Origin of the sequence: Granulicatella sp. zg-84, from assembly GCF_010892375.1 — a bacterium.
Classification (GTDB): domain Bacteria; phylum Bacillota; class Bacilli; order Lactobacillales; family Aerococcaceae; genus WM01.
In genome coordinates this window covers 1-1,627 of record NZ_WNJX01000064.1, presented here as the reverse complement: position 1 = coordinate 1,627, position 1,627 = coordinate 1, and the positions used below count along the sequence as shown (strand labels likewise).

General features: G+C 31.5%; 3 protein-coding genes. All 3 read right to left on the bottom strand.

Annotated features, from left to right (window positions below; genetic code table 11):
• Nucleotides 1-158: 158 nt before the first annotated feature.
• Nucleotides 159-536, bottom strand: a complete 378-nt coding sequence (locus GMA06_RS08345; protein ID WP_163562287.1) for a RidA family protein — start codon at nt 534-536, stop codon at nt 159-161.
• Nucleotides 537-608: 72 nt separating this feature from the next.
• Nucleotides 609-1,028 carry an Rrf2 family transcriptional regulator gene (locus tag GMA06_RS08340; protein ID WP_163545535.1) on the bottom strand — a complete coding sequence of 140 codons (420 nt, stop codon included), beginning with the start codon at nt 1,026-1,028 and terminating at the stop codon, nt 609-611.
• Between the two features lie 3 nt (nt 1,029-1,031).
• On the bottom strand, nt 1,032-1,373 hold the full coding sequence (locus tag GMA06_RS08335) for a MoaF N-terminal domain-containing protein (RefSeq protein WP_240328877.1): 342 nt from the start codon (nt 1,371-1,373) through the stop codon (nt 1,032-1,034).
• Nucleotides 1,374-1,627 lie beyond the last annotated feature (254 nt).

The window sequence follows — 1,627 nt, the reverse complement described above, 5'->3', positions numbered from 1 at the left end:
CGAATGGCTTCGTTCTCGCACGTAGTAGAGAACGAGAGATGTATCGTGTACATCGTGGTAAGCCGTACAACTTAACGTCTGATACGAAAAAAGACTGTTGACGCTCTTAATTTGTCAACAGTCTGAAGGATAAACCAACATTGGTTTATCCCTGATGTCTATCCCACAACAGCAATGACTTCTATTTCTATTAGAGCATCCTTTGGTAAAGCTGCCACTTGATAAGCGGCTCTTGCAGGAAACGGTGCGGAAAAATAACTTGCATATACATCATTCATTTTTGTAAAATCAGCAATATTTTTTAATAAAACAGTTGTTTTCACAACATTTTTCATCGTTAATCCTGCCTCACTTAAAATAAACTGGATATTTTCTAATGATTGTTTTGTTTGTTCCTCAATCGTACTACCTGCAAATTCACCTGTTTCAACACAAATTGGTAGTTGACCAGAAACATAGACAGTGTTTCCTACTTGTATTGCTTGAGAATAAGGACCAATAGCTGCCGGTGCTTTAGCACTTTCTATTTTTTTCATATAATACCTCCATCATCAGTTTTGTTCATTTAATATATCATCAACACATGATGATAGCAACTTTACGAATAATTATATCAATTTATCTATCGCATTTTTTAAGTCAATTAAAAAAATCTCTTTCATCTTATTGAAGGCACTATTTTCTATTTCTCTATAAGTACTCGTAAGGACTGTTTGAATTGTATTACCCAACGGACACTCTTTATTCGTATTTTTATCAATTTCAAGTAATGATTCTTCATGAATTGCTTGAAAAATATCAAATAATGTGATGTCTTTAGAAGATTTTAAAAGTCTCGGTTTAGCACTACCTTGTTTTGTTTCAATCAAATTTGCTTTTTTTAATTGAGACATAATTTGTCTTACTAATGCGGGATTTGTATTGATACTTTCAGCAATATCTGTACTTGTGATACGTTTATCTTCACAAAATACTTCTATATACAAAAGTATGTGAATAGCATCAGATAATTTATGTGAATGTTTCATATTTTAACCTACAATCGTCACATAACCTTTTTGCAGAAGTGTATCTCTACCTCCACGAACACTATTGTCTTCCCACGTTAGAAATGCAATCACTTCGTTATTATTCAAATCTAATAATTGAGATATTGTCATACCACTTTCTTCAATCCAGTTAATAAAATATTTCCCACTTTCCAATTCAATGACTTCATAAGGATCTACTTCCTCTGAAGGACCACCGTCCTCAACCTCACCCACAGATGTCCATTTTAACTTACCTTCTTCTACGTATTCCATAATGAAGTGAAACCCTGTCTCGTACTGCACATCTAATTTCTTTCCTTTTAACATTTCAAATAGTGTCATTATATTCTCCTTTTGTTATTTTATAACTTACATGTATTTTAACATGTTATTTTTAAAATAACAATAAAAAGAATTATTTTTCATAAATTTCTTTTTTATTTAGCTCTATAATAAATCGTGTTGGTGAGAATAATCCACCAACACGATTTTGTATATAAAAGTGGACAAAAAAAGAGAAATACCTGTATGATTAAATCACCACAATTAAACAAGGAGGTATTTCTCATGGATTATTATACAAAAAAATTATTGAC

Excerpts from the sequence above, each read along its gene's own strand:
- GMA06_RS08340 (WP_163545535.1), bottom strand. The coding sequence starts at position 1,028 with ATGAAACATTCACATAAATTATCTGATGCTATTCACATACTTTTGTAT.
- GMA06_RS08335 (WP_240328877.1), bottom strand. The coding sequence starts at position 1,373 with ATGACACTATTTGAAATGTTAAAAGGAAAGAAATTAGATGTGCAGTAC.
- GMA06_RS08345 (WP_163562287.1), bottom strand. The coding sequence starts at position 536 with ATGAAAAAAATAGAAAGTGCTAAAGCACCGGCAGCTATTGGTCCTTAT.